Origin of the sequence: Azonexus sp., assembly GCF_041909095.1 — a bacterium.
GTDB lineage: Bacteria > Pseudomonadota > Gammaproteobacteria > Burkholderiales > Rhodocyclaceae > Azonexus.
In genome coordinates this window covers 23,847-47,004 of record NZ_JAYREB010000014.1, presented here as the reverse complement: position 1 = coordinate 47,004, position 23,158 = coordinate 23,847, and the positions used below count along the sequence as shown (strand labels likewise).

The 23,158-nt window shown below is 66.1% G+C and carries 22 protein-coding genes; 11 read left to right on the top strand and 11 right to left on the bottom strand.

Annotated features, from left to right (window positions below; genetic code table 11):
• Positions 1-24: 24 nt before the first annotated feature.
• Genes ACE3OV_RS17810 through ACE3OV_RS17785 form a run of 6 tightly spaced genes read right to left on the bottom strand, consistent with a single transcriptional unit; the run spans position 25 to position 6,587 of the window.
• Positions 25-1,548 carry an RNA-binding domain-containing protein gene (locus ACE3OV_RS17810; RefSeq protein WP_374328848.1) on the bottom strand — a complete coding sequence of 508 codons (1,524 nt, stop codon included), beginning with the start codon at positions 1,546-1,548 and terminating at the stop codon, positions 25-27.
• A 12-nt stretch (positions 1,549-1,560) separates the two neighbouring features.
• Positions 1,561-1,809 (bottom strand): molybdopterin converting factor subunit 1, encoded by a 249-nt coding sequence (gene moaD, locus ACE3OV_RS17805; RefSeq protein WP_374328847.1) that lies wholly within the window; start codon positions 1,807-1,809, stop codon positions 1,561-1,563.
• Complete coding sequence (gene glp / locus ACE3OV_RS17800; RefSeq protein WP_374328846.1) at positions 1,806-3,014, bottom strand: gephyrin-like molybdotransferase Glp; 1,209 nt, start codon at positions 3,012-3,014, stop codon at positions 1,806-1,808. Before glp ends, moaD begins: the two co-directional genes overlap by 4 nt.
• A 2-nt stretch (positions 3,015-3,016) precedes the next feature.
• Positions 3,017-3,514 (bottom strand): molybdopterin-guanine dinucleotide biosynthesis protein B, encoded by a 498-nt coding sequence (mobB, locus tag ACE3OV_RS17795; RefSeq protein WP_374328845.1) that lies wholly within the window; start codon positions 3,512-3,514, stop codon positions 3,017-3,019.
• A gap of 17 nt (positions 3,515-3,531) precedes the next feature.
• Complete coding sequence (locus ACE3OV_RS17790) at positions 3,532-4,665, bottom strand: hypothetical protein (protein ID WP_374328844.1); 1,134 nt, start codon at positions 4,663-4,665, stop codon at positions 3,532-3,534.
• Complete coding sequence (locus ACE3OV_RS17785) at positions 4,662-6,587, bottom strand: ATP-dependent DNA helicase (RefSeq protein WP_374328843.1); 1,926 nt, start codon at positions 6,585-6,587, stop codon at positions 4,662-4,664. Before ACE3OV_RS17785 ends, ACE3OV_RS17790 begins: the two co-directional genes overlap by 4 nt.
• A gap of 249 nt (positions 6,588-6,836) precedes the next feature.
• On the opposite strand from ACE3OV_RS17785, the gene ACE3OV_RS17780 reads away from it, so the two are divergent.
• Genes ACE3OV_RS17780 through ACE3OV_RS17770 form a run of 3 tightly spaced genes read left to right on the top strand, consistent with a single transcriptional unit; the run spans position 6,837 to position 10,401 of the window.
• Complete coding sequence (locus ACE3OV_RS17780; protein WP_374328842.1) at positions 6,837-7,664, top strand: fumarate reductase cytochrome b subunit; 828 nt, start codon at positions 6,837-6,839, stop codon at positions 7,662-7,664.
• A gap of 2 nt (positions 7,665-7,666) precedes the next feature.
• Complete coding sequence (locus tag ACE3OV_RS17775) at positions 7,667-9,646, top strand: fumarate reductase flavoprotein subunit (protein WP_374328841.1); 1,980 nt, start codon at positions 7,667-7,669, stop codon at positions 9,644-9,646.
• Entirely contained in the window at positions 9,643-10,401 is a 759-nt protein-coding gene (locus tag ACE3OV_RS17770; RefSeq protein WP_374328840.1) for a fumarate reductase iron-sulfur subunit, read from the top strand. The genes ACE3OV_RS17775 and ACE3OV_RS17770 overlap by 4 nt, the downstream gene beginning before the upstream one ends.
• 19 nt (positions 10,402-10,420) lie before the next feature.
• Here ACE3OV_RS17770 and ACE3OV_RS17765 read toward each other — a convergent pair whose 3' ends face one another.
• The gene (locus tag ACE3OV_RS17765) at positions 10,421-10,816 is read right to left on the bottom strand and encodes a type II toxin-antitoxin system HigA family antitoxin (RefSeq protein ID WP_374328839.1); all 396 of its coding nucleotides are present in this window, start codon (positions 10,814-10,816) and stop codon (positions 10,421-10,423) included.
• 420 nt (positions 10,817-11,236) lie between these two features.
• Between ACE3OV_RS17765 and ACE3OV_RS17760 the strand changes: the two genes are divergently transcribed.
• Both ACE3OV_RS17760 and ACE3OV_RS17755 read left to right on the top strand, forming a co-directional pair.
• Positions 11,237-12,715, top strand: coding sequence for a SulP family inorganic anion transporter (locus ACE3OV_RS17760; RefSeq protein ID WP_374328838.1), 1,479 nt, complete (start codon positions 11,237-11,239; stop codon positions 12,713-12,715).
• Positions 12,716-12,725: 10 nt separating this feature from the next.
• Positions 12,726-13,589 carry a universal stress protein gene (locus ACE3OV_RS17755; RefSeq protein ID WP_374328837.1) on the top strand — a complete coding sequence of 288 codons (864 nt, stop codon included), beginning with the start codon at positions 12,726-12,728 and terminating at the stop codon, positions 13,587-13,589.
• Between the two features lie 3 nt (positions 13,590-13,592).
• Here the strand turns inward: ACE3OV_RS17755 and ACE3OV_RS17750 are convergent, their stop codons facing one another.
• Positions 13,593-14,357 carry a sulfite exporter TauE/SafE family protein gene (locus ACE3OV_RS17750; RefSeq protein WP_374328836.1) on the bottom strand — a complete coding sequence of 255 codons (765 nt, stop codon included), beginning with the start codon at positions 14,355-14,357 and terminating at the stop codon, positions 13,593-13,595.
• Between the two features lie 97 nt (positions 14,358-14,454).
• Between ACE3OV_RS17750 and ACE3OV_RS17745 the strand changes: the two genes are divergently transcribed.
• The 6 genes from ACE3OV_RS17745 (at position 14,455) to ACE3OV_RS17720 (ending at position 20,384) form a co-directional block, all read left to right on the top strand.
• A complete protein-coding gene (locus tag ACE3OV_RS17745; protein WP_374328835.1) occupies positions 14,455-15,375 on the top strand; it encodes a LysR family transcriptional regulator in 921 nt (306 codons plus the stop codon).
• Positions 15,376-15,432: 57 nt separating this feature from the next.
• Positions 15,433-16,656: an efflux RND transporter periplasmic adaptor subunit gene (locus ACE3OV_RS17740; RefSeq protein ID WP_374328834.1), complete on the top strand. Its 1,224-nt coding sequence runs from the start codon at positions 15,433-15,435 to the stop codon at positions 16,654-16,656.
• Between the two features lie 3 nt (positions 16,657-16,659).
• Entirely contained in the window at positions 16,660-17,874 is a 1,215-nt protein-coding gene (locus ACE3OV_RS17735) for an ABC transporter permease (RefSeq protein ID WP_374328833.1), read from the top strand.
• Positions 17,867-18,574, top strand: coding sequence for an ABC transporter ATP-binding protein (locus ACE3OV_RS17730; protein WP_374328832.1), 708 nt, complete (start codon positions 17,867-17,869; stop codon positions 18,572-18,574). The genes ACE3OV_RS17735 and ACE3OV_RS17730 overlap by 8 nt, the downstream gene beginning before the upstream one ends.
• Positions 18,575-18,632: 58 nt before the next feature.
• A complete protein-coding gene (locus ACE3OV_RS17725; protein ID WP_374328831.1) occupies positions 18,633-19,772 on the top strand; it encodes an alanine--glyoxylate aminotransferase family protein in 1,140 nt (379 codons plus the stop codon).
• A 96-nt stretch (positions 19,773-19,868) separates the two neighbouring features.
• Positions 19,869-20,384, top strand: coding sequence for a Spy/CpxP family protein refolding chaperone (locus tag ACE3OV_RS17720; RefSeq protein WP_374328830.1), 516 nt, complete (start codon positions 19,869-19,871; stop codon positions 20,382-20,384).
• A 76-nt stretch (positions 20,385-20,460) separates the two neighbouring features.
• Here the strand turns inward: ACE3OV_RS17720 and phaR are convergent, their stop codons facing one another.
• From phaR to ACE3OV_RS17705, 3 genes are all read right to left on the bottom strand, one after another.
• Complete coding sequence (gene phaR / locus ACE3OV_RS17715; protein ID WP_374328829.1) at positions 20,461-21,012, bottom strand: polyhydroxyalkanoate synthesis repressor PhaR; 552 nt, start codon at positions 21,010-21,012, stop codon at positions 20,461-20,463.
• Between the two features lie 361 nt (positions 21,013-21,373).
• On the bottom strand, positions 21,374-22,441 hold the full coding sequence (locus tag ACE3OV_RS17710) for a S8 family serine peptidase (RefSeq protein WP_374328828.1): 1,068 nt from the start codon (positions 22,439-22,441) through the stop codon (positions 21,374-21,376).
• Positions 22,441-23,013, bottom strand: a complete 573-nt coding sequence (locus ACE3OV_RS17705; RefSeq protein WP_374328827.1) for a hypothetical protein — start codon at positions 23,011-23,013, stop codon at positions 22,441-22,443. Before ACE3OV_RS17705 ends, ACE3OV_RS17710 begins: the two co-directional genes overlap by 1 nt.
• Positions 23,014-23,158: the final 145 nt, after the last annotated feature.

Genomic DNA, 23,158 nt, shown 5'->3' with positions numbered 1-23,158 from the left:
TCTCTGTTCTATCTTGACTGTTTTTCAGGCACCGGAGACTTCCCAGCGGCCACCCTTGTTCGGGCCGATGCGGCGCAAACGTCCTTGCGCCTTGAGTCGGGCAACCTGTTTTTCGACTGCGCGCACGCTGAGGTTAAGGCACTTTGCCAGTTCCGCAAGCGTCAGCGTCGAATGTTCCGCCAAAAGACCCAGAATCTTGTCCGCAGTTTCTACCGAACTTTCTACCGAACTTTCTACCGAACTTTCTACCGAACTGTTCGGTGAACCGTCCTGCAGAAGTTCATCAGACCAGCGCATTTCCAGCACGGTGTATTCCTGCGGATCGAAATACTCACGCAGTTGCAGACCGTGGCCCAGCGCTTGCCAGCCGTGGACGATGCGTGACATGCCCGAACCGGCGCGCTCGCCCAGGCCGATCATCAGGAACATCTGCTGCAGCGTGCGATTGCGGCAATCGCTGATACCACCTTGCAGAGCCTGACTAGGCGAAATGCGCAGCGCCCCCGGATTGCGGAAGGTGAAGCCGGCAGGTTCCTTGACCACCTGGACAGAAACGCGCCCGCTGTAATCGGCATGCACTAGCGCATTGACCAGTGCCTCGCGCAGCGCCTTGTGCGTGGTCGTATCGTCCTGGCGCGTGTCGCCCTGCAGCACGAAGGGCACTTTCAGATCTGCGGTCAGCTTGATCACCACGCGGCGGTAAAAGTCGAACAGGTTACCTGACCAACTACCGTCCGGCACCAAGCGATCCAGCCATTGCACGGTTTCGGCGTAATCACGCGGACGTTCCTGGTAATCGACGAAGTACAGCGGCAGGGCTTCGGCAATCGCCGGCCATTGCCCGAACATCAGCAGCCCGGCCCGAGTCAGCCCGATTTCCCCGCTGGCACGGTCCTCGCGCCAGCCGCCGAGCATTTGCAGAAAAGCCTGATCGTCGAGCGCCAGCCAGGGATGATCCGGTTTATCGGCGCGAAAAATATTGCGGTAGGCCTTGAGGCTGTCGGCATTCAGATCGCGCAGGCCGAAATTCGGCAGGATGCGCGTATCCTGACTGTCTTCAACCTGCTCGGCGAGCATCCGCTTGATGTCTTCATCGGCCAGCGCGCGGTCGCCGTCGTTCAAGCGGCGCCAGGTGTTACCGAAGGGATTGGTCGTCAGATGAACCGGTCGCTGCTGCCGGCTGGCCCGTGGCACGCGGATCGCCAACAGGGTCTTGCCGGCGATGTCGATTTCCTCGACATCGGCGTCAGTCAGCAGGTTGCTGCTGACCTTTTGCCGATTGTTCAGGTTGTTGAACAATTCGCTGCGCACCTTGGCCGGGTTGTCGATTCCGGCCAGTTCAAAACCCTCCCGCCGCTCCCGAAGGCCCAGCAGGATGATGCCGCCTTCGGTGTTGGCAAAGGCACTGTAGGTCGGCCAGAAATCCTCCGGCAAACGCCCCTTGCCATCCTGTCCGCCAGCCAGTTTGCATTCGACGACAACCGATTCCCGCAGCGAAGCAAGTCGGTCGGGAAGATGATCCAGGATCGTCGCTGCTTGATTGCGCACGGCCAGCCCGGTTCAGCCGCCGGTCACGGGCGGGAAAAAGGCGATTTCGTCGCCATCGCGGATCGCGGCGTCGGCCTTGGCCATTTCCTGATTGACTGCGCAGCGCAGGTTCTTGGCGGTGGCGAGTTCGGTCCGGCCCTGGCCGACCAGCCAGTCGCGCAACTGGCCGACGCTGGCGACGCCGGCCGGTAACTCGATGGCCTCGCCGGCGGTGCCGAAGGCTTCGCGCAGGCTGGCGAAGTAAAGGATGTTCACGCTCATGCCAGCAACTCCGCAAAAGTGACGAAACGGACGCTGTCGCCCGCTTGAACCGCCTGTCCTGGCGGGTTGAGGACCAGCCCGTCGCTCCAGCACAGCGAGGTGACGACGGCGGAGCCCTGGTTCGGGTAAAGCTCGACGCGGCCGGCGGCGTTGATCCGCGCGCGCAGGAATTCGAGGCGGCTGTCCGGCCGGCTCCAGGTGAAATCGGCAGTCAGCGGCAGCACCTTGGGGCGCACCTCGGCAACGCCCTGCAGGCGCAGGATGAAGGGGCGCACCAGCATCAGGCAGGTGACGAAGGCGGCGACCGGGTTGCCCGGCAGGCCGAGGAACCAGGCGCTACCGCCTTCCGGTTTGTTGACTTCGCCGAAAGCCAGCGGCTTGCCCGGCTTGATCGCGATCTTCCACATGTCGAGACGGCCTTCGGCTTCAACCGCCGGTTTGACGTGGTCTTCCTCGCCGACCGAGACGCCACCGCTGGTGACGATCAGGTCGTTGTCGGCGGCAGCGCGGCGCAGCGCGTCACGGGTGGCGTCGAGACGGTCGGGCACGCTGCCGAGGTCGCGCACTTCGCAGCCCAGGCCTTCGAGCAGCGCGCGCAGCGCGTAGCGGTTGGAGTTGTAGATGGCGCCGGGCGGCAGCGGCTCGCCGGGCTGGACCAGTTCGTCGCCGGTGAAGAAGATGCCGACACGCACGCGGCGATGCACCGGCAGCTCGGGCAGGCCGGCCGAAGCGGCGAGTGCAATTTCCTGGGCGCGCAGGCGGATGCCGGCGGGCAGGATTTCGTTGCCGGTGGCGATGTCCTCGCCGCAGCGGCGGATGTTCTCGCCAGCGCGCGGAACATGGTTGAGGGTGACGACGCCATCGCCGGCAGCACAGCGCTCCTGCATGATCACCGCGTCGCAACCCGTCGGCACCGGCGCACCGGTGAAGATGCGGGCGGCGGTGCCGGGCTGCAGCTCGCTGCCGACCGTGCCGGCGGGAATGCGCTGGCTGACCGGCAGCGTGACGCCGGCCTGCGCCACATCGGCCAGGCGCACGGCGTAGCCGTCCATCGCCGAATTGTCGAGCGGCGGCACATTGACCGCCGACACCAGCGCCTGCGCCAACACGCGGCCGGCCGCGGCGGTCAGCGGCACATGGCGGATTTCCTCGACCGGCCGGGCGGCGGCGAGCAGTTGTTCGAGCGCTTGTTCGTAACTGAGCATGGTCAGACCTTGAGTTGGCAGTGGCCGATGATGAATTCGGCGACCGCGGCGATATCGTTGAGCGGCAGCACCGGGATGGGCGCGGCAATGGCTGCGTCGCTGGCGACGGCGACGATGTCGTCGCGTTCGGCAAAGAGCGGCGACTTACCGTGGGCCGGCCGATGGACTTCCAGCTTGGGCACCGGTTCCTGCTTGAAGCCCTCGACCAGCACCAGGTCGCACGGCGCCAGCCGGGCCAGCAGTTCGGCCAGTTGCGGTTCGGGCTCGTCCCGGCATTCGTGCATCAACGCCCAGCGCGTGCCGCAGGCGAGCATGACCTCGGCAGCGCCAGCCGCGCGGTGGCTGTACGAATCCTTGCCCGGCTTGTCGATGTCGAATCCGTGGTGCGCATGCTTGATCACCGAGACCTTGAGGCCGCGCGCGATCAGCGCCGGAATCAGCTTTTCCAGCAGCGTCGTCTTGCCGGAGCCGGACCAGCCGGCGATGCCAAAAACTTTCATGGCCAAATTCTACCCGTTCAGGCCGCGAACACCGGCGCGAAGCCGCCGCCCGGGGTGCGGAAGTTGGTCGTCTGCCCCTGGTACAGGCGGGCGGCGACGCACTGGACACGGCCGTCGTACACATAGCAGCGGAAATCGGCCTTCATCGTCTGCGTTTCGCCATTGACGAGCACCTGGTGTTCGGACGGCGGCGCGATTTCCTGAGCGATGTAATGGCCGGCGAGGATTTCGTCGAAGACGCGCTTAGTGAGCTTGTCACCACGATAGGCGGCGCGGCTGCCGAAGCCGGCCGGCGGCTTGAAGAACCAGCGCTTGCGCCCGGCCCACAAGGCATCGGCGTCGGCCGGATCGACCGTCACGGTGCGCGGCACACCGGCCAGCAGGATGCGCTGCGTTTCAGCGTCGACACCGAGCGCGGCGAGTTTTTCCGGGTCGGACAAGGTCATCAGGTGGCGCTTGTCGGCATGCGTCGCGTGTGCCGCCGGGTGCGGCGTCAGGACCACGGCGCCGGCCAGGCAGGCGGCGCGGATGGCGCGGCAGGACTCGCCTTCGAGGTAGAAATCGGTCAGCCGGTTGTAGATCAGGTCGACCGCTTCGCCGGCCAGCCGGAGTTCGCCGTCGGCGTAGACGAAATCGGCCGGATCGGCGATGACGGCGGCGATGCCATTCACTGCGAAGAGGTCGCGGCAGAGTTCGAATTCCGGCGCCAGGAACTGCCCGGCCGGCGCCTCGTCGACGATGGCGATGCGGCGCAGCGGCGCGTCGCCGCGGGCCAGCCGCCATTCGGCGAGGAACATGTCGAGGATCGCGGCGAGCAGCGCGGCACCGTCGTCGGCCCGGCCATGGGCGGCGAGCAGGTAGGCGTTGAGCAGGCCGCCGCCGGCGTTGGTGTTGATCTCGATCAGCTTCGGGCCGGCCGCGGTCAGGTGGAAGTCGTAGCCCATGAAGACGCCGCGCGCGGCGCTTGGCACGCGGGCACTTTCCGGCGCCCTGGCGAGCGCTTCGGCACGCAAGGCGGGCAAGGCCAGCACCGTTTCGATGGCGCCGACCAGCTCGGCCATGGCTTCGAGCTGTGCCTTGTCGACACGGATATCGGCGGCGGAGAAGAGTTGCGGCTGACGCGCCGCGAGCTGGTCGAAAGTGGTTTTCATCTGTTGGCAAAAAAATCGAGGACGACCTGCAGTTCGCGGGTTCGTTTCATCGCCGGCAGACTTTGCCAGACCTTGCGCCCGTACGGCTTCGAGATGAGTCGTGGATCGCAGATCATCAGCACGCCCTTGTCGGATTCGTCGCGGATCAGCCGGCCGGCGCCCTGCTTGACGTTGATCACGGCGCGCGGCAACTGGTATTCGATGAAGGCGTTGCGCCCCTGCTTCTTCATCTCGTCGATGCGCGCCGCGAGCACCGGGTCGTCGGGCGGCGCGAAGGGAATCTTGTCGATGACGACCAGCGACAAGGCCTCGCCGCGCACGTCGACGCCTTCCCAGAAGCTCTGGCTGCCGACCAGGATGGCGTTGCCGTGGAAGCGGAAGCGCTGCAGCAACTCGTTCTTGCTCGCCTCGCCCTGAACCAGCAGCGGCAGCTCGAGGCCTTCGTCGTCGATCTTCGCCTTGAGCAGTTCGTGCGTGCGGCGCATCGCGCGCAGGCTGGTGCACAGGAAGAAGGCGCCGCCGTTGGCGGCCTTCACCGCCGGCCAGGCGGCGTCGACCACCGTTTCGGTGTAGTGGAAGGCGTTCGGGTCGGGCATGCCGAGCGGCGCGTAGAGCACGGCCTGTTCGCCGTAGTCGAAGGGACTGTGCCAGCAGGCGGATTCCGGCTCGCCGAGGCCGAGTTCGGCGCAGTAGTGGTGAAACTTGCCCTGCACGGCGAGCGTTGCCGAGGTGAAGATCCAGGCGCGCGGGTGGCCGCCCATCTGCTTGCGGAAGATGCCGGCGACGTCGAGCGGCGTCGCATTGAGTTGCAGCGACTGGTTGAAGGCTTCGGCCCAATAGACAAAACCGGCGTCGACCGGCTTGCGCCAGCGGCTGACCCGCTCGCGCAGTTCGCTCGCCCGCTGCCAGCACTTTTCCAGGCCTTCGGCGCGGCTGGCCTGGGTTTCGAGCAGTGCGACGAACTTCTCCAGCTCGCTTTCGAGCGCCGCCAGCGCCGGCGCGAATTCCGCCTTCTCCTGCAACTGGGCGGCGGCGAAGCGGCCGGCATCGACACCGACCGCCAGGCGCAGGTCGCGCGCCGCCTTTTCCACCGCTTTCGAGAGCGGCGTCAGGTCGAGGCAGTCGCGGGCGTGGGTCAGGCCTTCTGCCCGGGCGTCGCGGCAGAGGTCGAGCACCTGCGCCGTGGACAGGCTGTCGCCGAAGAACAGCGTCGCCACCTCCGGCAACTGGTGCGCTTCGTCGAAGATCACCGTGTTGCAGGCCGGCAGCAGTTCGGCCATGCCTTCGTCGCGCAGCATGACGTCGGCGAAGAAGAGATGGTGATTGACGACGACCAGGTCGGCGGCCATCGCCTCCTTGCGCGCCTGCATGACGAAGCAGGTCTTGTAGTCCGGGCATTCCTGGCCGAGGCAGTTGTCGCGCGTCGAGGTGGCGTGGTTCCACACCGGCGAATTCTCGTTGACCTCGTTGCATTCGGCCTTGTCGCCGCTCTGCGTGATCTTGGCGAAGGCGGCGATGCGGCGCGCGTCGGCGGCGTCCTCACGGCTCAGGAAGCGGCCGTCGGCGAGCGAGCGGTTGAGGTGGTAGGGACAGACGTAGTTGGCCCGCCCCTTCAACAGCGCGGTGCGCACCGGCGCCTTGAGGATCTCGCGCACCATCGGCAGATCCTTGTTGTAGAGCTGGTCCTGCAAGGTCTTGGTGCCGGTGGAGACGATCACCTTGCCGTGCGATTTGAGCGCCGGCACCAGGTAGGCGAAGGTCTTGCCGGTGCCGGTGCCGGCCTCGGCGATGAACACCGCGTTGTCCTTGATCGCCGCCGCGATGCGCTCGGCCATCTCGACCTGCTGCGGACGCACGCGATAACCGTCGATGGCGCGGGCGAACGGGCCGTCGGGAGCGAAGATTTCCTGGAGGGTGGACAAGGCGATGGTCGGGCGAACGAAGAAGAGGAGCGGCAGCAGCCCGCGGCATCTTAACAGAAGGCGGCCGGCGGCACCCCGCCCAGCCGTGGTGCATCGCAACATCTTTCGACGCAACAATTGAGAAACATTCAACGAATCCGAGAATTACGTTTGTTGCGCCGCACAAATTTTTGACAAAACCCGGACGCTTTCGTGCTAGATTTTCGCCATAACGACAAGCTGCGGTTATCCAACAAGAGGAAGTCAGCCATGCGCCAGTACGCCAAGCCCGCTTTACCGCCGCCGCTGCCGGTCGCTCCCGACAGTCTCGCCTCGCCCAACGCCGGGCAGGCCCAGCCGGGTCAGCGGCAAACCCTGACCGCCAGCCGCTGGCCGGCCCGGCTCGATCTGCTGCAGGGGATTTCCGGCCTCGCCCTGGCGCTCTTCCTGGTTGCCCACATGGCTTTCGTCGCCAGCATCCTGGTCAGCCAGGAAATGTTCTACCGCGTCGCCCGCTTCTTCGAGGGCGAATGGCTGTTCGGCACCCCGCATCCGTGGCTGGTTTCGCTGGTCGCGGCCGGCGTCACCGGACTGCTGATCGTCCATGCCTGGCTGGCGCTGCGCAAGTTTCCGGCGAGCTACCGCCAGCACAGCGCCTTTGCCGCTCACCGCCAGCGGCTGCGCCACGTCGATACCAGCCTGTGGTGGCTGCAGGTGGTGAGCGGTTTCATCCTCTTTTTCCTGACCACCATCCACCTTTACGACATGCTCAGCCAGCCGGCGCTGATCGGCCCCTACGAATCGGCGGACCGCGTCTGGAGCGGCCGTATGTGGCCGATCTACCTGGCCCTGCTGTTTGTCGCCGAAGTCCACGGCGGCATCGGTCTCTACCGCCTGGCCCTCAAGTGGGGCTGGTTTATAGGCGACGAACCGAACCATGGCCGCCTGCGCCTGCGCCGGGTGCGCCATGTGTTCACTGCCTTTTTCGTCAGCCTCGGCCTGGTCACCCTGCTCGCCTACGTCGACCTCGGCCGCAACCACGCCGCACACGCTGGCGAGCGCTACCTGCCCCCTCCCAGCGCCAGCGCCGGGAGCTGACGATGGAAATCATCCATAGCGACGTCCTCGTCATCGGCGGCGGACTGGCCGGGCTGCGCGCCGCGCTGGCGGCGAGGAAGCGCGGCCGCGAAGTGATCGTCCTCAGCCTGGTGCCGCCCAAGCGTTCGCACTCGGCCGCCGCCCAGGGCGGCATGCAGGCCAGCCTGGCCAACGCGGCGCGCGGTGCCGGTGACAACGAGGATGTGCATTTCGAGGACACGGTGCGCGGCAGCGACTGGGGCTGCGACCAGGAAGTGGCGCGCATGTTTGCCCACGTCGCGCCGAAGGCGGTGCGCGAGCTGGCGGCCTGGGGCGTGCCGTGGAACCGGGTCGAGGCCGGCGCACGGACCGCGATCGTCGACGGCAAGCCGGTCGTGATCGAGGAAAACGCCGCCGCCCACGGCCTGATCACCGCCCGCGATTTCGGCGGCACCCGCCAGTGGCGCACCTGCTACGTCGCCGACGGCACCGGCCACGCCATGCTGTACACAGTCAGCGACCAGAGCATCGCCGCCGGCATCCCGGTCCATGAGCGGCGCGAGGCGGTGGCGCTGATCCACGACGGCGAACGCTGCCACGGCGCCATCGTCCGCGACCTGACGAACGGCCGGCTTTCCGCCTACGTCGCCCGCGCCACCTGTATCGCCAGCGGCGGTTTCGGCCGCCTCTACCAGGTCACCACCAACGCCGTGATCAACGAAGGGATCGGCGCCGCCATCGCCCTCGACACCGGCGTCGTGCCGCTCGCCAACATGGAGGCGGTGCAGTTCCACCCGACCGCGATCTTTCCCGCCGGCATCCTGGTCACCGAAGGCTGCCGCGGCGACGGCGGGCTGTTGCGCGACGTTGACGGCCACCGCTTCATGCCCGACTACGAGCCGGAGAAGAAGGAACTGGCGTCGCGCGACGTCGTCTCGCGCCGCATGGAAGCGCACATCCGCGCCGGCAAGGGCGTCGCCCACCCGTACGGCGAGCATCTGTGGCTGGACATCACGCTGCTCGGCGCCGCCCACATCGAGCGCAAGCTGCGCGAGGTGAAGGAAATCAGCCAGTATTTCCTCGGCATCGACCCGGCCAGACAGTGGATCCCGGTGCGCCCGGCCCAGCATTATTCGATGGGCGGCATCCGCACCGACGCGCACGGCGCGGCGCGCGGCCTCAAGGGCCTGTTCGCCTGCGGCGAGGCCGCCTGCTGGGACCTGCACGGTTTCAACCGGCTGGGCGGCAACTCGGTCGCCGAAACGGTGGTTTCCGGGATGATCGTCGGCGAGGCGATCGCTGATTTCTGCGCCACGCCGGCCGGCGAACTGACCGTCTCGACCGCTCTGATCCGTCGCTGCTTCGAACGGGCGCAGGCCGAATTCACCGGCCTCGCCGAAAGCCGCGGCAAGGAAAACGCCGCCCTGCTGCTGCGCGAGATGCAGGCGACAATGACCGCCCGCGTCGGCATCGTCCGCCACGGCGACGCCCTGCACACCGCGGTCGACACCTTGCAGGGCCTGCTGCGGCGCAGCCAGGACCTCGGCCTGCGCAGCAGCCGGCCGGGCGCCAACCCGGAACTGACCCAGGCCTGGCGCCTGCGGAAGATGCTCAAGCTGGCGCTGTGCGTCGCCTGGGGCGCATTGCAGCGCACCGAAAGCCGCGGCGCCCATTTCCGCGAGGACTTCCCGCGCCGTAACGACGCCGACTGGCTGAAACGCACGCTGGCCACCTGGCCCGACCCCGAGCTGACGCTGCCGGCACTTGCCTACGAGGCGCTCGACGTCACGCGCATGGAACTGCCACCCGGCTGGCGCGGCTACGGGGCGCGCGACGCCATCGAGCACCCGCTGACCACCGCCCGCCAGGCCGAAGTCGACGCGATCCGTGCCCGCCTCGCCGGCGCCGACCGCCACACCGTGCAGGATGCCCTGCTGCCCTTCCGCGACCTGCTGCCGCCACACCTGCGTGGCGCCAACGCCCGCCTCGGAGACCCCGCATGATCCCGCTGCTGCGCAAGTCCGACCGCCCGTCGCGGCAACGCCGCCTGACCCTGCAGATCCTGCGCTACAACCCGGCGACGCCGGCAATCGCACCCTACCTGCAGGATTTCGCGATCGACGAAAGCGACGGCATGACGCTGTTCATCGCGCTCAACGAAATCCGCGCCAGCCAGGACTCCTCGCTGCAGTTCGACTTCGTCTGCCGCGCCGGCATCTGCGGCAGTTGCGCGATGCTGGTCGACGGCCGGCCGGCACTCGCCTGCCGCACCCTGACCCGCGACTGCGGCCCGCGCATCGTGCTGGCGCCGCTCCCCTTCTTCGAGCTGATCGGCGACCTTTCGGTGAACACCGGCAAGTGGATGCGCGGCACCGCCGAACGCCTGCAGACCTGGATCGCCCAGGCACAGCCAGTCGACCTCGACGCCCTCGAAACGCGCATGGAACCGGCGCTCGCCGAGGCGATCTACGAACTCGACCGCTGCGTCGAATGCGGCTGCTGCATCGCCGCCTGCGGCACGGCGCAGATGCGCGAGGACTTTGTCGGCGCCGTCGGCCTCAACAAGATCGCCCGCTTCCGCCTCGACCCGCGCGACACGCGCAGCGACGCCGATTTTTTCGAGCTGATCGGCGACGACAACGGCGTCTTCGGCTGCATGAGCCTGCTCGGCTGCCACGACTTCTGCCCCAAACAGTTGCCGCTGCAGACGCAGATCGCCTTCCTGCGCCGCAAGATGGCGGTTGAGGGCTGGCGCTGAAGGCCAGCCATGCCGATTTTCAATCGACGAACAGTTCCAACGGCACACCGAAGCGTTTGGCCAAGGCCGTAGCCTGACGCAGATTGATCTGCCGCTTGCCCGACAGGATCTCGGAAATCACCGACTGCGTCGCCACTTCGGGCAAGTCCTTCTGATTCAGGCCATGGCTTTCCATCAGGAAAGCCAGACGGCTGGCGGGTGTGGAATTGTCCGGCCAGGGATGGGTGCGCTCTTCGTATTCGCGGATACGGTCGGCAACCAGGGAAACCAGTGTAAAAATCGGATGCTGATCGTCGTTGCCAAAACGGGCAAACGCCTCGTCCACAAATGCCAGCAACTGCGCATGATGCGCTTCGTCGCGCACCGGACCGGACAAACCGAGGGCAGCATTGACCGTCTGCCAGGGGGCCAGCAACTCCTCAACACTCATTTCCACCCTCCTTGTCGTGATAGATAGCTCGATTTCTCACCGACACCAAAGTATGACAAAGCATTTTATCTCATAGCACTCCCGCGCCAGCAGCATAGGCTATTGTGGCATCTCGCACCTCCGCCTTGATCCGCGCGACACACCAAACAACGGCGAGCGACGGCTGGCGATAAAGCAAAGCCTGATTGCTGCACCGCAACAAGCACGCTAAAATCGCCGGTCCTTTCCCGAACAGCCGGAGTTCCACCCGTGTAGTTTCCCGCCTGCGAGCCCCCTGCATTCCGCCCCAGCGCCGAATCCCGGCTCGCACCGCGCTACCCGCTGTTCCGCCATCCGCCCGCCCGGATGCACCTGCTGCAATCCCCCAACACCGCACCCGCTGCGGCAACACAAAGACAATTCATCATGCTGAGTTCCCTCAAGCAGGACTGGTTTTCCAACGTCCGCAACGATCTGCTGGCCGGCCTTGTCGTCGCGCTGGCGCTGATTCCCGAAGCCATCGCCTTTTCCATCATCGCCGGCGTCGACCCCAAGGTCGGGCTGTACGCCTCGTTCTGCATCGCCGTGGTGATTTCCTTCGTCGGCGGCCGGCCGGGCATGATCTCGGCGGCCACCGGTGCCATGGCACTGGTCATGGTGACGCTGGTCAAGCAGCACGGCCTGGAATACCTGCTCGCCGCGACACTGCTCACCGGTGTGCTGCAGATCATCGCCGGCTGGATCAATCTCGGCGCGCTGATGCGCTTCGTCTCGCGCTCGGTGGTTACCGGTTTCGTCAATGCGCTAGCCATCCTGATCTTCATGGCGCAACTGCCAGAACTGATCAATGTCACCTGGCATGTCTATGCAATGACCGCCGCCGGGCTGGGCATCATTTACCTGTTCCCGTACATCACCAAAGCCGTGCCGTCGCCGCTGGTGACCATCGTCGTGATGACCGCCGTCGCCCTCTTCCTCAATCTCGACATCCGCACCGTCGGCGACATGGGCCAACTGCCGGACAGCCTGCCGATTTTCCTGCTGCCCGACGTACCGCTCAACTGGGAGACTTTCACCATCATCTTCCCGTACTCGCTGACACTGATGGTGGTCGGCCTGCTCGAATCGCTGATGACGGCAACCATCGTCGATGACCTGACCGACACCAGCAGCAACAAGAACCGCGAATGCGTCGGCCAGGGCGTCGCCAACATCGCCGCCGGCTGCATCGGCGGCATGGCCGGCTGCGCAATGATCGGTCAGTCGGTGATCAACGTGAAATCGGGCGGGCGTGGCCGGCTGTCGACCTTCGCTGCCGGCGTTTTCCTGCTGGCGCTGTTGATGCTGGTCGGCGACTGGGTGGCGAAGATTCCGATGGCGGCGCTGGTCGCGGTGATGATCATGGTCTCGATCGGCACCTTCAACTGGGCCTCGATCCGCAACCTCCGCGAGCACCCGGCGAGCTCCAGCGTGGTCATGGTGGCGACCGTGATCGTCACCGTGTTCACCCACGACCTGGCCAAGGGCGTCGGCGTCGGCGTGCTGCTTTCCGGCTTCTTCTTCGCCCACAAGGTGGCACTGCTGTTCAGTGTCCGCTCCAACTCCGAGGACGAAGGTCGCGCCCGCGTATATAAATTCTCCGGCCAGATCTTCTTTGCTTCGGCCGACCGCTTCGTCGCCTCCTTCGACTTCAAGGAAGTCATCGAGAAGGTGGTCATTGATGTCTCGAAAGCCCATTTCTGGGACATCACCGCCGTCAGCGCCCTCGACAAAGTCGTGCTGAAATTCCGCCGCGAAGGCGTCGAGGTCGACATCATCGGACTCAACGAAGCCAGCGCCACCATGCTCGACCGCTTCGCCATCCACGACAAGGATGGCGCCGAAAACATGCTCGGCGGACACTGAGGGGCGCATCATGAAAAACGAAAACAAGGTTCTCGCCTGCGTCGACCGCTCGCATTTCGCCAACACCGTCGCCGACGCCGCCGCCTGGGCCGCCAGCCGGATGAACGCGCCGCTGGAATTCCTGCACATCCTCGACCGCCACCCGGAAATCGGTTCCGGCGAAGATCACTCCGGCGCCATCGGTTTCGATGCTCAGGAACACCTGCTCAAGGAACTGAGCGACAAGGACGCCGAAAAGACCAAGGCCATGCGCGAAAGTGGCCGCCTCTTCCTCAACGGCCTGCGCGAACGCGCCATCGCCGCCGGCGTGCCAGCACCGGATACCCGCCAGCGCTACGGTCACCTCGAAGAGAGTCTGGCCGAACAGGCAGCCGGCGTCCGTCTGTTTGTTCTCGGCCGGCGCGGCGAATCGGCGGAAACCACACAACGTGATCTCGGCCGCAACGTCGAAAATGTGGTCCGCGCACTGCACAAGCCAATTCTGACGGTCACCGAAAACTTCAAGGCGCCCGAGCATTTCATGATCGCTTTCGACGGTGGCGAAGTCACCAGGCGTGGCGTCGAGATGGTCGCCAACAGCCCGCTGCTCAAGGGCATCCCCTGCCTGCTGCTGATGGCCGGCAAGCCGGACCCGGACGCGCCGAAAAAGATGGAATGGGCGAGGGCGACGCTGGAAAAAGCCGGTTTTTCCGTGAGCAGCGAAATCATCCCGGGCGACACCGAAACCGTCATCGCCCGCATCATCCAGGAACGCAACATCGACCTGCTGCTGATGGGCGCCTTCAACCACTCGCCGCTGCGCAGACTGTTCTTCGGCAGCCGTACCAATGAGCTGCTGCGCTCGGCGAAAGTGCCGACGCTGCTGCTGCGTTGAGCCTCAGCGTGGCGCCAGCGCCAGCCATAGCGCGGTGGCCAGCAGCATCCAGGCAAAGGCGGCGCGCATCCGCCGTTCCGGCAAACGGTGGGCGAGCGCGACACCGGCGGCAACGGTGAGCGTGCCACCGAGCGCCATCGGCAGGCCGAGGCTCCAGTCCACGCGCTGGGCACCGGCGTAAGCGCCGAGCGCCACCAGCGAACTCGGCGCAACGAGCGCCAGGGCCAGGCTCTGCGCCACTGTCTGGCGCTGGCCGAGCCAGCCGGCAAGCAGCGGCGTGGCGACCAAACCGCCGCCGATGCCGAGCAGGCCCATGCTGCTGCCGCCGGCGACGCCGACCAGAGGCAGCGCGGCCGCCCGCAGCGGCGCCCCGCTGACCGGCTGGCGACCACCCCGCCCCTGCCACAGCAGGCGCAGCGCGAGAATGCCGAGAAAAGCGCTGAACAGGTGGCCGAGCAATTGCCCGTCGAGCGCCGTCGCGAAGCGCGCCAGCGCCCAGGTGGTCAGCGTCGCCGGTGCGGCGATGGCGAGCCCCGCGCGCCAGCCGACCGGGTGCTTCTGGCTGTAGCGCCACCAGCCGATGAGCAGGTTGGGTACCATCAGCACCAGCGCCGTTCCCTGCGCGGTCGCCTGATCCATCGCGAAGGCCAGCACGAACAGCGGAATGGCGACGATGCCGCCACCGATGCCGAACAGGCCACCGACGAAGCCGAGCGCGGCGCCGAGACAGAGGGCGAAAAAGAGGTCGGCGAACGGTAGCAGGTGCATTTGGGGCAGGAGCGGGTGACGGGACAACCCATGATATTCATCGACACCGTGGATACAATGGCGCATCGATCAATTGATTATTGCGTACAGGTAACGAATGACCGACATTCCCGACCTCGCCTTCTTCAGCCTGCTCGCCCGTCAGCCCAGCCTGGCGGCGGCGGCGCAGGGGCTCGGCGTGACGCCACCGGCGGTCAGCCGGCGGCTGGCGGCGCTCGAACGCCGACTCGGCGTGCGCCTGCTCAACCGGACGACGCGACGCCTGAGCCTGACGCCGGAAGGCGAACGCTATCTGGAAGACGGCGAAGCCATCCTGCGCGACATCGAACGTCTCGAACGCTCGCTCTCGGCCAGCCGCGAACAGCCGCAGGGCCTGCTGCGGATCGGCGCCGGTTTCGGCTTCGGCCGCCGCCATCTCGGCCCGGCGATCTCCGATTTCGTCCGCGACTGGCCGGAGGTCGAAGTCATCCTCCATCTCGCCGACCGCGCCCTCGACCTGACCGAGCACGCGCTCGACATCGGCATCCGTTTCGGACCGCCGCCGGACGCCCGCATCCTGGCCCGCCGCATCGCCGCCAACCGCCGCCTGCTCTGCGCCGCCCCCGCCTACCTCGCCGCCCGCGGCACGCCGCAGACCCCGCGCCAACTGGCCGAGCACGACTGCATCGTCATCCGCGAGCACGAGCGCGCCTTCAACAACTGGCAACTGACCGACGGCAGCACGCAGGTGACGGTCAAGGTGCGCAGCCCGCTCGCCGTCAACCACGGCGAGATCGCCGTCGACTGGGCGCTGGCCGGACACGGCATCGTCCTGCGTTCGGAATGGGACATCGCCGCCGACCTGCGCAGCGGCCGCCTGGTCCGCGTCCTGCCGGAATGGGCGGGCAGCGCCGCCGACATCCACGCCGTCTATCCGCAGCGCCACCTGCTGTCGGCCAAGGTGCGCGTCTTCATCGACTTTCTCGAGCAACGTTTCGCCGGCTATGCTGTCGATAGCCAAAACCCCGGCCCATGGTGAGCCGTTTGCGGTTACCATGCGCGACTGCCATATAAGCCTTCCCTGATCATTCCGGCCATGCCCCGCCTTTCCCTCTCCCTGTTGCGCCGCCCGCTGGTCTTCATCCCCCTGTTGCTGCTGCTTGTCCTGTTCGCCACGATCCTGCTGCGCCCCTTGTTCGGCAGCGTGGTCGACGTGCTGCTCGTCCGCCAGGGCGAGATGCGCCAGTCGGTGGTCGCCAGCGGCCGTGTCCGCTCGCCGCAGCGCAGCGAACTGGCCGCCCAGGTGAGCGCCCAGGTGCGCGCGGTGCATGTCGTTGAAGGCCAGCCGGTCGCCGCCGGCGACCTGCTGATCGAACTCGACCAGCGCGAACTGCAGGCCAGCGCCGCCCAGGCGCGCGCCCAACTGGCGCAGGCCGAGCTGCGCGTGCGCCAGTTGCAGTTGCTCGGCGAACCGCTGGCCCGCGAGGCAATCCGCCAGGCGGAAGCCAACCTGACCCAGGCGAAACGCCAGTTCGAGCGCGTCGAGGCGCTGGTCGCCAAGGGTTTCTACAGCTCCAACCAGCTCGACGACGCGCGCCGCGCGCTGGCTGTCGCCGAAAGCCAGGCGCAATCGAGCCGCCTGCAGGCGCAGAGCAACGCCAGCGGCGGCGCCGACTTCAAGCTCGCTGAAGCGGCCGTCGACCAGGCGCGCGCCGCCCTCGCCGTCGCCGAGGCGAAGCTCGCCTACAGCCGCATCGTCGCCCCGCGCGCCGGCACCATCCTGGCCCGCCAGGTCGAACCGGGCGACAGCGTGCAGCCGGGCAAGACCCTGCTCAGCCTGTCGCCGGCCGGCGTCACCGAACTGATCGTGCAGATCGACGAAAAGAACCTGCGCCTGCTGGCGCTCGACCAGGCGGCGACGGTTTCCGCCGATGCCTGGCCGGACCGCAACTTCCCGGCCCGCGTCTCGTTCATCGGCCCGGTCGTCGATGCCCAGCGCGGTTCGGTCGAAGTGCGGCTGCGCGTGGACAACCCACCGGACTACCTGAAGCAGGACATGACGGTGTCGATCGACATCGCCACCGGCAACCGCCCGAACGCCGTCCTGCTGCCGCTCGAAGGCCTGCGCGGCAATGCCGGCGAGGCCTGGGCGCTGGTCGTGCGCGACGGCCGCGCCGTGCGCCAGCCGCTGCAACTGGGCCTGCGCAGTGCCGGCGAGGTCGAGGTGTTGTCCGGTCTGGCCGCCGGCGAGCAGGTGGTGCCGGCGACCAATCCGCGCGTCGCCGCCGGCGACCGGCTGCGGGCCAGACTGCCGGGCTGAGCGATGCATCCTTGGCTGCCCTTCGAGTGGATCGCCGCCACGCGCTTCCTGCGCGAGGGGCGGACGCAGAGCCTGCTGATCATCGTCGGTGTCGGCGTCGGCGTTGCCGTCATCGTCTTCATGTCGGCCTTGCTTTCCGGCCTGCAGGCCAACCTGGTCAAGCGCACCTTGAGTTCGCAGGCACATCTGGTGATCCTGCCGCCCGAGGAAGTCGCCCGCCCGCAGCGCGACCCGGCGCAAGCGCTGGTGCAGATCCAGGCGCAGCGGCTGCGCTCGATCGACCAGTGGCAGGCGCTGCGCGGCCGGCTGGAGAACATGCCGGAAGTCGCCGCCGTCTCGCCGGTCGCTTCCGGCCCGGCCTTCGCCGTGCGCGGCGACGCCAACAAGTCGATCACGCTGATCGGCATCGAACCCGAGCATTACACCCGTGTCATCGAACTCGACCAGAAGATCGTCGCCGGCGCCTTGCGCGTGCGCGCCGGCGAGGCGGTGATCGGCACCGAGCTGGCGCGCGACCTCGGCGCCACCCTCGGCGACAAGCTGCGCATCAGCACCGCCAGCGGCGCCGGCGACACGCTGACCATCACCGGCCTCTTCGATCTCGGCAACAAGACGGCCAACGGGCGCAACGTCTATGTCGGCCTGCGCACCGCCCAGAGCCTGCTCGACCTGGTCGGCGGCGTTTCCAGCATCGACCTCGCGGTGCATGACATGTACGGCGCCGAGGCGCTCGCCCAGCGCATCGCCGCCGAGACCGGGCTGGTCGCCGATAGCTGGATCAAGACCAACGCCCAGTTCTTCACCGCGCTCACCTCACAACGCGTGTCGAGCAACGTGATCCGTTTCTTCGTCGCCCTCTCGGCCGCCTTCGGCATCGCCAGCGTGCTGGTCGTCTCGGTCGTCCAGCGCGCCCGCGAGATCGGCATCCTGCGCGCGATGGGCGCCACCCGCGGCCAGTTGCTGCGCACCTTCCTGCTGCAGGGCGGCATCGTCGGCCTGCTCGGCTCGCTGCTCGGCTCGCTCCTGGCCAGCCTCTTCCTTGCCCTGTGGCGGACATTGGCGGTCAATGCCGACGGCACGCCGATGTTCGTCATCGAGGTTTCGCCGGGACTGGTGCTGATCGCTGCTGCCGGCGCCACGCTGGTCGGCGTGCTGGCGGCGCTGATGCCGGCACGGCGTGCGGCGTCGCTCGATCCTGTGGTGGCGATCCGTGGCTGACTACGTCCTCCAGCTCTCCGCCATCCGCAAAAGCTACCAGAGCGGCGACAGCGAACTGGAAGTGCTGCACGGCATCGACCTCGCGCTTCGCCCGGGCGAATTCGCCGCCCTGATCGGCCCCTCCGGCTCCGGCAAGAGCACCCTGCTCAACCTGATCGGCCTGCTCGACCGGCCGAGCGGCGGCCACCTGTTCATCGACGGCGACGAAACCAGCAGCCTGCCCGAAGGCGAGATCACCCGCCTGCGCGGCCAGCGCATCGGCTTCGTCTTCCAGCACCATCTGCTGATCCCGGCCTTCACCGCGCTGGAGAACGTGATGATGCCGCTGCTCGTCGACCGCGGCCGCCCCGACGCGACGATGCGCGAACGGGCGGCCGCCCTGCTCGCCGGCGTCGGCCTGGCCGACCGCGCCAACCACCCGGCGAGCAAGCTCTCCGGCGGCCAGCAGCAGCGCGTGGCGATCGCCCGCGCGCTGGCCATGCGGCCGGCGCTGGTGCTCGCCGACGAACCGACCGGCAACCTCGATACCCATACCGCCGACGACATCTTCGCGCTGCTGCGCGAGGTCAACCAGCGCGAAGGTACCAGCTTCCTGATCGTCACCCACGACCCGCGCCTGGCCGCGCGCTGCGACCGCATCGTCGAACTGGTCGACGGCACGATCGTCAGCGACCGGCCAAACCCCAAAACGCCGGGCTAGCCGGCGCGGCCGGCCGGCGTTATCCTCGCCAACTGCTCAACGCTTACTGGAGAACACCGTGCCCGCCCTGCTCCCCCAACCCGATCCCGACGGCCTGCTCGAATACTCCGTGGTCTATACCGACCGCGCGCTGAACCACATGTCGCAGCGCTTCCAGGGGGTGATGCGGGAAATCTCGCGCCTCCTCAAGAAAGCCTACAACGCCCAGGCCAGCGTCCTCGTCCCGGGCGGCGGCACCTACGGCATGGAAGCGGTGGCCCGCCAGTTCGCGACGCAGCGCAAGGTGCTGGTGATCCGCAACGGCTACTTCAGCTTCCGCTGGTCGCAGATCTTCGACACGGGCCGCATTCCGTCCGAATCCATCGTCCTCAAGGCCCGCCCGCAGGGCAGCGGCGTGCAGGCGCCGTTCGCGCCGCCACCGCTCGCCGAGGTTCTCGCCACCATCGAACGCGAACGCCCCGAAGTGGTGTTCGCACCTCACGTCGAAACTTCGTCGGGTATGATCCTGCCCGATGATTACCTGCGCGCCGTCGGCGCCGCGGTGCGCGCCGTGGACGGCCTGTTCGTGCTCGACTGCATCGCCTCCGGCACGGTCTGGGTGGACATCGTCGCCAACCACGTCGACGTCCTGATCAGCGCCCCGCAGAAGGGCTGGAGCGGCCCCTCGTGCTGCGCCCTGATCGCCCTCGGCGAACGCGCCCGGGCGCGTATCGATGCGACGACCAGCAGCAGCTTCGCCTGCGACCTGAAGAAATGGCTGCAGATCATGGAAACCTACGAGAACGGCGGCCACGCCTACCACGCGACGATGCCGACCGATGCCCTGGCCGCCGTCTGCCAGGCCATGCAGGCGACCGAGGCGCGCGGCTTCGCACAGGTCTGCGCCGAACAGTGGGAACTCGGCCGCCAGGCGCGCGCCCTGCTCGTCGAGCGCGGCTTTCCCAGCGTCGCCGCCGAAGGCTTTCAGGCACCGGGCGTCGTCGTCAGCCACACCACCGACCCGGAGATCCAGAACGGCCGCAAGTTCCTCGCCCAGGGCATCCAGAGCGCCACCGGCGTACCGCTGATGTGCGACGAGCCGGAAGGTTTCAGAACGTTTCGCCTCGGCCTCTTCGGCCTCGACAAGCTGCAGGCGCCGGAACGCACGGTGGCCAGCCTGGCCAGCGCGCTCGACGCCTTCCCGCCGCTCGCCGACTGAAATGAATCCTTACATCTGGAAAACGACAGCTAACGCCAATCTCCGTAACCTGCTCCTGTCGCCGGAACGTTTCCGGCCAACCGACAGGAGAACATCATGAAGAATCTTTTCGACATCACCAGCAAACGCTTCCTGGCCGCCAGCGCCCTTGCCCTCGCCGTTCCGTTGAGCGCCATGGCCTTCCAGGGCGGCAAGGGCGGCTGCGATGCCCGCGACGGCATGCGCGGCGCGTCGATGAAACAGGGAGCGATGATGCACGGCGGCGGCATGATGCCGATGCGCGGCCTGCACCGGCTGAACCTGAGCGAGGCGCAGGACGACAAGATCTTCGAGATCATGCACGCCCAGGCGCCGAAGATGCGCGAGCAGATGAAGTCGCTGCGCAAGTCTGAAGACGAACTGCGCGCCCTCAAGGCCGCTCCCGACTTCAGCGAGGCCAAGGCCAAGCAGGTGGTGGACCGCATCGCCGGCCAGCGCGCCGACATGGAGATGGCGCGCCTGCAGACCGAGCGGCAGATCATGGGCCTGCTGACGCCGGAACAGCAGAAGCAGCTCGCCGACATGCAGCAGCGCGGGCCGGGCAAGCGCGGCGAGCGCGGGCCGCGCTCCTGAGCGTCAGCCAACCCGGACAGCAGAACGGCCGCGATTGCGGCCGTTTCTTTTTCTGGCGCCGGGGAAACCTTCCCGACTATTTCTTTTCCGGCTGGTCCGGCGCTCCCAGGCCGCCGAACATCGTCCGCGTCTGCGACTGCAACTGGTCCTGCATCGACTGGAACATCTTCTTCGACTGGTCCATGTAGGCCGTCATCATGTTCTGCATCGCCGGCTGCTGGAAGGTCAGGAACTGGTTCCAGAAATCGGCCTGCACGCTCGCCGTATCCGAGCCGCCGTACAGCGAGCGGGACTGCTCCTGCACCTTCTGCTGGAAATCGACGAAGGTCTTCATGTTGTTCTCGAGGAACTTGCCGAGCATGCTCTGCGAGGTGCTGCCGTAGAAACGGATGAAGCCGGAGAGCAGTTCGCAGGAGAACAGCGGCACGCCGCCGGTTTCCTCTTCCAGGATGATCTGCAGCAGGATGCTGCGCGTCAGGTCTTCACCGGACTTGGCGTCGAGCACCTTGAACGGTTCGAACTTGAGCACCAGTTCCTTGACGTCCCCCAGCGTGATGTATGCACTCGTCTTGGTATCGTAGAGGCGGCGATTGGGGTATTTCTTGATCAGGCGAACCGGTTCGGACATGCTGGAGCCTCAAGAGAAAATTTATGTGCAGCGCAGCATTATAGCGGAAAAGACTGGCGGCTCATGATGCACTTTTCCGGTGCGCTGATGCTTTTCCCCGCCAGGAAGAACGACAATGGCCAACGGCTGAAACATGACGCAGCACAGCAAGCCCGCATGCCACTCAGGAAACCGTGGACGCATCGCCGAAAGACCTGCTGCCAACAGCCGAGCACTGCCTTTATCTGGCTAGGGCGTGTTCACAGAAACCTGCGGGACGGCTGCTTACTGAGAACACGCCCTAAGGACGGAGGGCGCAACCGGATCGAATCCTGTGCGTCCCCGGCATGAACATGAGTCAGCCCCATGTCCATGAACGACTTCACCGGATGCTGACCGGCGCCAGCGCCCGCGTCAGGCTGGCCTCTCCCCGACCATATACGCTGGCCCGGTAGTTGCGCAGGGTATCGGTGCGCGCCGTATTGAGTAACTGGTTGACGACCTGCGTCGGCGTCGCGCTGGTGAATTTGCTGCCGATCACCGCCGCATAACCGGTGACAATCGGTGCGGCAAACGAAGTCCCGGCCAAACCGGTGACGTTGCTGGCCACGCCGACGACCACGAAGTTCTTCTGATAGGTGGCGTCGTTACCGGGATAGTTCGAGTATGAGGCCAGACTGGCCTGTTTGGTCGGCGAACCGTTACTGGTCAGCGCGCCGACCAGAATCGCGGCTTGCGCTCCCTTCAACGCAACGTTCAGATAATCCAGGCTGCGCCCGGTCCAATAGCTTCCCTCGGCAGTACCGACCGCGACGCCGCCGTTACCCGCAGACTTGACCACCACCGCCGAGCCATTGCGGGCGTAATCGATGATCGAAGCCTGCTGCCTGTCCCAGTTCATCTGACTGACGTCATAACCGGGCGCAGCCATGAAACCATAGCTGAGATTCAGCACATTCAGTCCGCTTGCCGCCAGGGGAAGCGAACTCGACGAATTCCAGTGCTTCTGCACCACGGTCGCTTCCGGCGCCACCATCGATGCCTGTTGCGAAGTCCAGAATCCGTGTCCTTGCTGGATTTTTCCGGTTCCCAGATCACCAGAGAAGGGATTGGAATTCGAAAAATCGTCCACGACGGTAATCGTCGTCCCCTGACCCTTGTAACCCTGCCGCCAGGCATCCCCAATGTCGGGAGCCATCCAGGCCTGGATCACGGGCAGTTCAGACCCCGTCGACGGTGGCTCGACCGGATCCTCGGGTTCAACCGGCGCGGGCGGCGGTATGATCGGACGGCGGCGGCGCTCCTCCAGATTGAACCCACCGCTCCGCGCGGCATGGTCACTGCCGGACCAGAGGGAACGCGCCTGCGGCTGTTCGGCCTGCACCGGCAGCGCAAAAGCGGCCGAAAGCAAGGCGCCCAGGAGGGACAGCTTGATACTGACTGACTTCATCAAAATTCCTTTCTGAATTCGATTGCAAGGAAATTGCGATCTGTAGGTTTCTCATTGAAATTGAAGCGCAGCGTTTCTTCCGGTTGCATCAGCGAGGCCGCCAGACGGCAATTGACCTCACGAATGCCACCAATGTCGCCGTAATCCGCCGTACAACTCTTCTCTGTCAGCCGTCCCGAAAACACCCGGTGAGCCCGGATGGAAAACCTTGCGCCGCGCCCGAGCGAAGCGCTGTACACAAAACCGAGCTTGAAACTGGGGGCAATCCGGTATTTCTCCCCCTTCTCGCCAGTACTGAATCCCCAGATCACACCGAACTGCCTGTTCAACTGCGTGAGGAAAGCGGCGTGCATGTCGACCCAGTCCGTCTCGTACCAGTCAAGCATCGAGATGCTTCCGCCATAGGCAGACTCATAACTCAGGGTACGCACCCCACCAACTTTCTGAGACAGACGAGAACCCTGGCGCAACTCCAGAAGGTGGGTGGCGTCAAAGAGATCGAACGCCTGTGCCACCGGAATGCCCCCAAATAGCAGCACAAATACGAGAGAGGAACGCCGCAAAGACAACATGCGCTTCGGAATCCGCAAATGACAACCAGAAAAATACCCTTCCGGAATATAACAAATGCATTACGCGAGGCCGTCTGGATTTGTAATGTAGTGTTAAGACAGGCTCACAAACGCTTGCATGCGCCAGCGAGCAGTGCGAACACGG

Bases quoted from the DNA above. Each gene is read 5' to 3' on its own strand.
- mobB (WP_374328845.1), bottom strand. From the start codon at position 3,514: ATGAAAGTTTTTGGCATCGCCGGCTGGTCCGGCTCCGGCAAGACGACG.
- ACE3OV_RS17710 (WP_374328828.1), bottom strand. From the start codon at position 22,441: ATGAAGTCAGTCAGTATCAAGCTGTCCCTCCTGGGCGCCTTGCTTTCG.
- phaR (WP_374328829.1), bottom strand. From the start codon at position 21,012: ATGTCCGAACCGGTTCGCCTGATCAAGAAATACCCCAATCGCCGCCTC.
- moaD (WP_374328847.1), bottom strand. From the start codon at position 1,809: ATGAGCGTGAACATCCTTTACTTCGCCAGCCTGCGCGAAGCCTTCGGC.
- ACE3OV_RS17760 (WP_374328838.1), top strand. From the start codon at position 11,237: ATGCTGAGTTCCCTCAAGCAGGACTGGTTTTCCAACGTCCGCAACGAT.
- ACE3OV_RS17705 (WP_374328827.1), bottom strand. From the start codon at position 23,013: ATGTTGTCTTTGCGGCGTTCCTCTCTCGTATTTGTGCTGCTATTTGGG.
- ACE3OV_RS17720 (WP_374328830.1), top strand. From the start codon at position 19,869: ATGAAGAATCTTTTCGACATCACCAGCAAACGCTTCCTGGCCGCCAGC.
- ACE3OV_RS17745 (WP_374328835.1), top strand. From the start codon at position 14,455: ATGACCGACATTCCCGACCTCGCCTTCTTCAGCCTGCTCGCCCGTCAG.
- ACE3OV_RS17735 (WP_374328833.1), top strand. From the start codon at position 16,660: ATGCATCCTTGGCTGCCCTTCGAGTGGATCGCCGCCACGCGCTTCCTG.
- ACE3OV_RS17780 (WP_374328842.1), top strand. From the start codon at position 6,837: ATGCGCCAGTACGCCAAGCCCGCTTTACCGCCGCCGCTGCCGGTCGCT.
- ACE3OV_RS17770 (WP_374328840.1), top strand. From the start codon at position 9,643: ATGATCCCGCTGCTGCGCAAGTCCGACCGCCCGTCGCGGCAACGCCGC.
- ACE3OV_RS17790 (WP_374328844.1), bottom strand. From the start codon at position 4,665: ATGAAAACCACTTTCGACCAGCTCGCGGCGCGTCAGCCGCAACTCTTC.
- glp (WP_374328846.1), bottom strand. From the start codon at position 3,014: ATGCTCAGTTACGAACAAGCGCTCGAACAACTGCTCGCCGCCGCCCGG.
- ACE3OV_RS17750 (WP_374328836.1), bottom strand. From the start codon at position 14,357: ATGCACCTGCTACCGTTCGCCGACCTCTTTTTCGCCCTCTGTCTCGGC.
- ACE3OV_RS17755 (WP_374328837.1), top strand. From the start codon at position 12,726: ATGAAAAACGAAAACAAGGTTCTCGCCTGCGTCGACCGCTCGCATTTC.
- ACE3OV_RS17740 (WP_374328834.1), top strand. From the start codon at position 15,433: ATGCCCCGCCTTTCCCTCTCCCTGTTGCGCCGCCCGCTGGTCTTCATC.
- ACE3OV_RS17775 (WP_374328841.1), top strand. From the start codon at position 7,667: ATGGAAATCATCCATAGCGACGTCCTCGTCATCGGCGGCGGACTGGCC.